Source organism: Thalassolituus sp. UBA2009, assembly GCF_002335285.1.
Classification (GTDB): Bacteria; Pseudomonadota; Gammaproteobacteria; order Pseudomonadales; family Oceanobacteraceae; genus Venatoribacter; species Venatoribacter alkanivorans.
In genome coordinates this window covers 47,374-55,508 of sequence record NZ_DDCJ01000068.1, presented here as the reverse complement: position 1 = coordinate 55,508, position 8,135 = coordinate 47,374, and the positions used below count along the sequence as shown (strand labels likewise).

Genomic DNA, 8,135 nt, shown 5'->3' with positions numbered 1-8,135 from the left:
GTATTTCTTATATCAGTGGGCCTCAACCGATACGGTAATGACTCTGCACAAAACCATTGGCGTAGCTTTTATTGGCAAGCAGGGTCAGCAGGGTATCACCGTTCAGTTCGCCGAATAACGGAATCCCACGGCCCAGCAGCAGCGGAATGCGTGTCACGATCAGCTCGTTGAGCAATCCGGTGCGCAGAAACGACTGAATCAGGCGGCCGCCATCAATATAAAGTGAGTCTTCGCCTTCGCGCTGCAGGCGTTCGGTTAAGGTCAGTGGTGATTCGGCACTTAATTCTGCTTTATCCCGGTGTGTTTCCGGCAGGGCTTTAAGCGATTGGCTGAGCACAATCACGCGTGTGCCCTCATAGGGCCATTCACCAAAGGTGAGGACTTTTTCGAACGTATTGCGACCCATCACCAGGCAGCTGGTGCCGGCCATAAATTGCGCATAGCCGAAATCTTCTTCTGCGATGGTAAAGGCCGGATTTTCCAGCCAGTCGAGTGCACCATCCGGCCGGGCAATAAAACCATCCAGGCTGCAGGCGATAAAGGAGCGGATTTTCATGGTCGGCTTAAAGGTCTTCGGCACGTTCAACGGGAATAATTTTCAGCACAATGCCGAGCATCGGGTGATCAATGTAGTGCAGCTCGTTACTGCGCATACGGCGGCTCTGTTGTACCCGTGCAGCGCGGATTGGGGCTGGTAAATCAACCGCCATGGACGCTTCCATATCTGTCTGGGCCAGCAGGTCGTTGCGGTAATCGGCGCGGTTGTCGCTGGCGGGTAAGGTCAGCGCACTCAGTTCGGCCGGTTCGTGGATTTCGTATTGCTGTACCTGTAAGTCGGTATTGATATGCAGGTAACGGCTGCGGTGCAGTTCAAAGTTGCCGGTCAGCTGAATATCCAGTTTGTCCTGCAGGCGCACATTCAGGTTGTGGCGGATTGCCTGGCCTTCTTCCTGAATGGGTTCCACCCAGGCCTGATGCCAGATCACTTTCATATCACTGCGCTTATTAATGCGTTCGGCTTCATTGGCCATTTTCAGTTCTGCCAATGGCTGCAAAGGGGCAGGCCATTCCGCTTTCGGGATGCGGGCAAAACCAAAGCCTGCAAATAATGCATTATGCAGTTGCTGGTAACGTGCCGGACTCAGCCACCAGGTGTAGTCGGGTGTGGTATCCGCTTCGGTCTGCAAACTGCCGGATTCATTGTCCTCGCTGGCGCTGGTTTCTAGCACTTCAGGCCAGAGTTCCTGATCAATCAGGCTTTCGTCTTCGTAGGCGACCAGGATCATTTCCACCCGATACCAGGGCGCGGCACTGGCCGATAAGGGCAGGGCAACAGAGCACAGAAGCAGAAAGGCACGGCAAAACAGCTGGCTCACAGATTAGGGTCCTTTTGTAATTCGGTTAATACCTGATCGATCTGGTTAAAGCGCTGATCGATACTGGTCATATTGAGGTTGAAACGCAAGGTATGACCACCTTCGAGTTTGAAGGTGCCGGATTTGCTTTGCACCAGTTTTACCAGTACGAAAGGGTTGATATTGGTTTCGGCGGCAAATTCAATGCGGCCACTTTGTTCGCCGGCATCCAGCTTGGCAATACCGAGGGGTGTCAGTTTCAGTTTTAATGAGGTCTGACGGAACAGGTTTTTGACGGCATCCGGCAACAGGCCGAAACGGTCGATCATTTCTACCTGCAGTTCTTTCAGCTCGTTGTCGTCGCGCGCGCTGGCAATGCGCTTGTACAGTGTCAGGCGACTGTTAACGTCGGGCAGATAATCCTGCGGAATCAGTGCCGGAATGTGCAGATTCACTTCCGCGCCCTGATTCAGTGACAGATCAGCGGATGGGGTTTTACCGGATTTCATGGCTTTTACGGCCTGTTCCAGCATTTCCATATACAGGGTAAAACCGATGGTTTCGATCTGGCCGCTCTGTTCTTCACCGAGCAACTCGCCGGCGCCGCGGATTTCCAGATCGTGGGTGGCGAGCATAAAGCCGGCACCCAGATCCTGCGCGGCCGAAATGGCTTCGAGGCGTTTTTCGGCGTCTTTGGTCAGGGTTTTCGGCGGCGGAGTCAGCAGGTAAGCGTAGGCCTGATGGTGTGAGCGACCGACGCGGCCACGTAGCTGGTGCAGCTGGGCAAGACCGAATTTATCGGCACGCTCAATAATAATGGTGTTGGCCGACGGCACATCGATACCGGTTTCGATAATGGTGGTACACACCAGCACGTTAAAGCGCTTGTGATAAAAATCGCCCATCACCCGTTCTAGCTCACGCTCGGACATCTGACCGTGTGCGACCACCACGCGCGCTTCGGGAATGGCTTCGCTTAATTCGCGGGCGGTTTTCTCGATGCTTTTAACTTCATTGTGCAGGTAATACACCTGACCGCCACGCAGAATTTCACGCAGAACCGCTTCTTTAATGGTCGGTTCGTCATGTTGGCGCACAAAGGTTTTGACGCTTAAGCGCTTGGCCGGCGGTGTGGCGATAATGGACAAATCGCGGATGCTGGCCATGGCCATATTTAACGTACGCGGAATCGGCGTGGCGGTGAGAGTCAGAATATCCACTTCGGCACGCAGGGCTTTAATGCGCTCTTTCTGCTGCACACCAAAGCGGTGTTCTTCGTCGATAATCAGCAGACCGAGGTGATCGAATTTCACATCTTTCTGCAGCAGTTTATGGGTGCCGACAACAATATCGGTTTTGCCTTCGATCATACGGTCGAGGGCGGCCTGGGTTTCTTTGGCGGAATTAAAGCGCGACAGCACGTCGACCTTAACCGGCCACTCGGCAAAGCGGTCGGCAAAATTCTGATAATGCTGCTGCGCCAGCAGGGTGGTGGGAACTAATACCGCAACCTGTTTGCCGCTCTGCACTGCCATAAAGGCTGCGCGCATGGCGACTTCGGTTTTACCGAAACCAACGTCACCACAGACCAGACGATCCATCGGGCGTGGCGAGCACATATCGTTAATGACGGCATCGATGGCGGCCTGCTGATCCGGGGTTTCCTCAAACGGGAAACCGGCGGCAAAACGCTCGTACTCTTCATCCGGGCCGCTGAAAGCGAAGCCTTTACGCGCTTCACGGCGGGCATAAATATCCAGCAGTTCGGCGGCAGTATCGCGGATTTTTTCGGCGGCTTTACGTTTCGCCTGCGCCCATTTATCGGTGCCGAGTTTATTCAGTGGTGCCGCACCCTGTTCGGCGCCACCGTAGCGGGCAATTAAATGCAGGGCAGAAACCGGCACGTACAGTTTGGCGTTACCGGCGTATTCCAGCACCAGAAATTCATTCACCTGACCACCGGCTTCCAGCGTCTGCAGGCCCTGATAACGACCAACGCCATGATCGAGGTGCACCACCGGCGCGCCGGGTTGCAGCTCTGACAGATCACGGATGACCAGTTCAGAATCGGTTTTCTGTTTGCTGCGGCGACGGGTCTGGCGGATGCGCTGACCGAATAACTGATTTTCGGTAATGATGCTCAGCGTTTGCTGGCCGTCGCTGACGGTGACGCCATCATCAAGCGGGCCAACAATTAACCCCAGTGGCTCGCTGCCGGTGATGAAATCAGCCCAGCCGTCCTGATCTTTCGGCCGCAGCTGAATGCGGCCGAGTAATTCTTTTAACGCCTCACGGCGACCGGCGGATTCGGCGCAGAACAGCACGCGCTGATCTTTGTTATCTGTCAGCCAGGTCTGCAGGCGCTGTAGCGGTTGCTCAAGGCGCGAATCAACGCTGATATCACTCAGCACCTGAGTATTGAAGTGCTGGCTGCCGGCGCGCTCCGGAGGTGCATCGGCCTGCCACTGAATACGCGGGAATTCGTTCAGGCCGGAAAATAACTGTTCGGCGGATAAAAACAACTGTGCCGGTGCCAGTACCGGACGCAAGCGGTCGTAGCGGCGGCTTTCGTAGCGCTGCTCGGCATCTTTGCGGAACTGGTTGGCGGCCTGCTCCAGCCGGGCGTCGTGAATCACCAGGGTTTTGCGTGGCAAATAGTCGAGAAAGCTGGCCAGGCCTTCACTGAAAAACAGTGGCAGATAATATTCGATACCGGCCGGCGCAATGCCCTGAGAAACGTCGGTGTACACCGGGCAGGCTTTCGGGTCGTGCTCAAAGAAATCAAACCAGCGTGTTTTAAAGGTACGGATGGCACCGGTATTCAGCGGAAATTCACGCGCCGGCAGAATGCGGATGGACTCGACTTTATCCAGAGTGCGCTGGGTTTCCGGATCGAAGGTACGCAGGGTTTCGATTTCGTCATCGAATAACTCGATACGGAAGGGGGTGTCCTGACCCATCGGAAAAATATCAATGATCGAACCGCGTACGGCAAATTCACCATGCTCGTAAACGGTATCGACACAATGGTAACCGGCTGATTCAAGCTGCAGGCGGGTATTGTCAACGTCAAAGCGCTGGCCGATATCGAGGGCAAAACTCTGCCCCTGATAAAAGCTGGCCGGTGGTAGACGGTGCAGCAGGGTGGTGACCGGCAGAATCAGCACGCCCTGTTTCAGGTCGTGCAGGCGGCTTAAGGTGGCAATCCGCTGGGAGACGATGTCCTGATGCGGCGAGAACACATCGTACGGCAGAATTTCCCAGTCGGGGAAATGCAGTACGGTCAGGTCGCTGGCAAAAAAGCGGATTTCTTCTTCCAGTCGTAATGCACTGGCCGGATCGGCACTGATAACCAGCGTCAGCCCCTGTTGCTGGCTGGCCGCACTGGCGATGGCCAGAGCCTGGCTGGCGCCATGCAGATTCCCCCAGAAGCGCCGCTCGGCGGCTTTGGCGGGTAGTTCCGGATGGAATGGGCTGACCATTCAGGCTCCTCAGGCAGTCAAAAAATAAGCGCGCTAGTGTAACCAAAGGGCAGGGGGCTGTTAAGGAACCTCTGCATAATGGCCGCCGCCGGGAAATGCGCTCAGGTTTGTGCATTGTCTGACATACAGGCATAATATGCGCCCCGAATTTGCCCACTGATTTTTACGGAAGGTGAACCCGTGAGCCAAGACATGCGCGAAGCCTGTTTGCAGGACTGGATGGACCGTGAAGCCATCGCCGAATCTATGATTCCTCTGGTTGGTACTATGTACCGCAAGAAGAACGTTGTGACTTCCATCTATGGTCGTCCTGTTATTAACCGTTCTGTTATCGATCTGCTGAAAGCGCACCGTTTTGTGCGTCATATGGAAAAGCAGGAACTGTCTGTACACGACACTTTCCCTGTTCTGGCCGCTCTGAGCGAGCTGGATGTGGGCCGTGCCCATGTGGATATCGGTAAGCTGGCGGTTAAATTCCGCGCTGAAGGCAATGGCCGTAATCTGAGTGCCTTCCTGCAGGATGAACTGGCTGACGTGATCGGCAAAGATCTGCCGGATGGCGAGAACCGTGATGTGGTTCTGTACGGTTTTGGCCGTATCGGTCGTCTGCTGGCCCGTATCCTGATTGAAAAATCCGGTGGCGGCCGTGGTCTGCGTCTGCGCGCTATCGTTGTTCGTCGCGGTAAAGGCGATGACCTGGTGAAGCGTGCTTCTCTGCTGCGTCGTGATTCTGTACACGGTACTTTCCGTGGCACCCTGACCGTGGATGCAGAAAACGAAGCGCTGATCGCCAACGGTAACTTCATCAAGATCATTTACGCTGGCAACCCGGCTGAAATCGATTACACCCAGTACGGCATCAAAAACGCGCTGGTTATCGATAACACTGGTGTATGGCGTGACGAAGCTGGCCTGGCTCAGCACCTGCAGGCTAAAGGTACTGCCCGTGTACTGCTGACTGCCCCAGGTAAAGGCGATCTGAAAAACATCGTATATGGTATTAACCACGGTGATATCGAAGAGTCTGACAAAATTCTGTCTGCTGCTTCCTGTACCACCAATGCCATTACTCCGGTACTGAAAGTGATGGACGATGCTTATGGCATCAACAGCGGTCACGTTGAAACCGTTCACTCCTACACTAATGACCAGAACCTGATCGACAACTACCACAGCGGTGACCGTCGTGGTCGTTCTGCACCACTGAACATGGTTATTACCGAAACCGGCGCTGCGAAAGCCGTTGCCAAGGCGCTGCCTGCTCTGAAAGGTAAACTGACCGGTAATGCTATCCGTGTTCCGACGCCAAACGTTTCTATGGCGATTCTGTCTCTGAACCTGAAGAAAGAAACCACGGTTGAAGAGCTGAACAACTACCTGCGTGAACAGTCTCTGCACTCTGCAGTACAGAAGCAGATCGACTGGGTGAACTCTCCTGAAGTGGTATCTACCGACTTCGTGGGTAACAGCCATGCCGGTATCGTGGATGCCAAAGCCACCATCGTTAACGGTAACCACGTTAACCTGTACGTGTGGTACGACAACGAGTACGGCTACAGCCGTCAGGTTGTGCGTATTGCTCAGCAGGTGTGTGGCGTTGAGTATCCGACTTTCCCTAAAGTGGTGTAAGCCAGCTTTAGCCGATTGTGCATTAAATGCCCAACAAAAGAAGCCGCTGCAATCGCAGCGGCTTTTTTATTGGCTAAGCTTTAACCAGTTTTGCTGTGGCCGTACGGATAAGCCAAAAGGGGTAGTCAATTGCCGGGATGACCGGTGGATTAATCCGTTAGCGGTCATTATACTTAGCGCGATTTTTAACTTGGAAAATGAGTCCAAGTACTTGTTTCCTGTGTAAAAAGTGATCGAACGTACCGCAACCTTGGTGAGAGAGGGGGTGTTGTGCGTCTTTTTTGCACGCCGGGAGCAACGACCTTGGAAGCAACAGTGATTAGGCGAGGCGTATGATCAATATCAGGAAGGGTCTCGACTTACCAATCACCGGAACTCCTGAACAAGTCATTTCTGCAGGGCGTGCCGTTACGCAAGTAGCTGTACTCGGAGCAGATTACGTTGGTATGAAGCCAACAATGGCGGTACAGGAAGGTGATCGAGTCAAGAAAGGCCAGGTGTTATTCACCGATAAAAAAACCGAAGGTGTTCAGTACACAGCTCCTGCTGCCGGCGTGGTAAAAGCCATTAACCGTGGCGAGCGTCGGGTATTCCAGTCCGTTGTTATCGATGTGGATGGCGCGGATGAAGAAACCTTCCAGAGTTATGCGCCGCAGCAGTTGTCATCGCTGTCTGCTGATGATGTTCAGGCGAATCTGGTGAATTCCGGATTGTGGACAGCACTGCGTACCCGTCCGTTTTCCCGCGTTCCTGCGCCGGGTTCACGTCCGCAGGCGGTTTTCGTCAATGCCATGGATACCAATCCACTGGCGGCGAACCCGGAGCTTGTGATTAATGAGCAGGCTGAAGCGTTCAAGAACGGTCTGACCGTGCTGAAGCAACTGACTGAAGGTCCGTTGTTTGTCTGTAAAGCGCCGGGAGCCAATATCCCGACTGCTGGTGTTGAAACCACTGAAGAATTTGCCGGTCCGCACCCGGCAGGTCTGACCGGTACCCATATTCATACCCTGTTTGCCGTGAGTGCAGAGCGTGTGGTGTGGAGCATTGGTTATCAGGATGTGATTGCAGTGGGTCAGCTGTTTACCACCGGTAAACTGTACACTGACCGTGTGATCTCTCTGGCGGGTCCTCAGGTTAAGCAACCGCGTCTGGTCCGTACTCAGGTCGGTGCCAGTCTGGCACAGCTGACTGAGGGTGAGCTGGCCGATGGCGAGAACCGCATTATTTCCGGTTCTGTATTTGGTGGCCGTACCGCCACTGGCGAAAGTCAGTTCCTGGGTCGTTACCACAATCAGGTTTCCGTGCTGCGTGAAGGGCGTGAACGTCCGATGCTGCATTACCTGACCCCGGGTGCTAACCGCTTCTCCGTAATGCCTATCTACCTGTCCAAGTTGCTGAAGAAAACCTTTGCCTTCACCACCACGACCAATGGTTCTGAGCGTGCAATGGTACCGGTGGGCGCGTATGAGAAAATCATGCCGCTGGATATCCTGCCAACTCAGCTGCTGCGTGCGCTGATCGTTGAAGATATGGATACCGCCATCAATCTGGGCGCTCTGGAACTGGATGAAGAAGACCTGGCCCTGTGCAGCTTTGTTTGCCCGGGCAAATATGAATACGGTCCGATTCTGCGGAAAAATCTCACCCGAATTCAGGCGGAGGGTTAATC

5 protein-coding genes are annotated in these 8,135 nt (G+C 54.2%); 2 read left to right on the top strand and 3 right to left on the bottom strand.

The window, feature by feature from the left end; translation table 11 throughout:
* Positions 1-22: 22 nt before the first annotated feature.
* The 3 genes from B3P58_RS08535 to mfd are packed head-to-tail and all read right to left on the bottom strand — an operon-like array spanning position 23 to position 4,837.
* Complete coding sequence (locus B3P58_RS08535) at positions 23-556, bottom strand: dihydrofolate reductase family protein (RefSeq protein WP_286716994.1); 534 nt, start codon at positions 554-556, stop codon at positions 23-25.
* A gap of 7 nt (positions 557-563) precedes the next feature.
* The gene (locus B3P58_RS08530) at positions 564-1,376 is read right to left on the bottom strand and encodes a CsiV family protein (RefSeq protein WP_145470440.1); all 813 of its coding nucleotides are present in this window, start codon (positions 1,374-1,376) and stop codon (positions 564-566) included.
* Positions 1,373-4,837, bottom strand: a complete 3,465-nt coding sequence (gene mfd / locus B3P58_RS08525; RefSeq protein WP_286716993.1) for a transcription-repair coupling factor — start codon at positions 4,835-4,837, stop codon at positions 1,373-1,375. The genes B3P58_RS08530 and mfd overlap by 4 nt, the downstream gene beginning before the upstream one ends.
* A 180-nt stretch (positions 4,838-5,017) precedes the next feature.
* On the opposite strand from mfd, the gene B3P58_RS08520 reads away from it, so the two are divergent.
* Both B3P58_RS08520 and B3P58_RS08515 read left to right on the top strand, forming a co-directional pair.
* Complete coding sequence (locus B3P58_RS08520; protein WP_286716992.1) at positions 5,018-6,466, top strand: glyceraldehyde-3-phosphate dehydrogenase; 1,449 nt, start codon at positions 5,018-5,020, stop codon at positions 6,464-6,466.
* A 332-nt stretch (positions 6,467-6,798) separates the two neighbouring features.
* Positions 6,799-8,133, top strand: coding sequence for a Na(+)-translocating NADH-quinone reductase subunit A (locus tag B3P58_RS08515; protein WP_230331414.1), 1,335 nt, complete (start codon positions 6,799-6,801; stop codon positions 8,131-8,133).
* The last annotated feature ends 2 nt before the right edge of the window (positions 8,134-8,135 follow it).

What these genes read in the sequence shown, in the direction of transcription:
- B3P58_RS08535 (WP_286716994.1), bottom strand. Translation starts at nt 556, where the DNA reads ATGAAAATCCGCTCCTTTATCGCCTGCAGCCTGGATGGTTTTATTGCC.
- B3P58_RS08515 (WP_230331414.1), top strand. Translation starts at nt 6,799, where the DNA reads ATGATCAATATCAGGAAGGGTCTCGACTTACCAATCACCGGAACTCCT.
- mfd (WP_286716993.1), bottom strand. Translation starts at nt 4,837, where the DNA reads ATGGTCAGCCCATTCCATCCGGAACTACCCGCCAAAGCCGCCGAGCGG.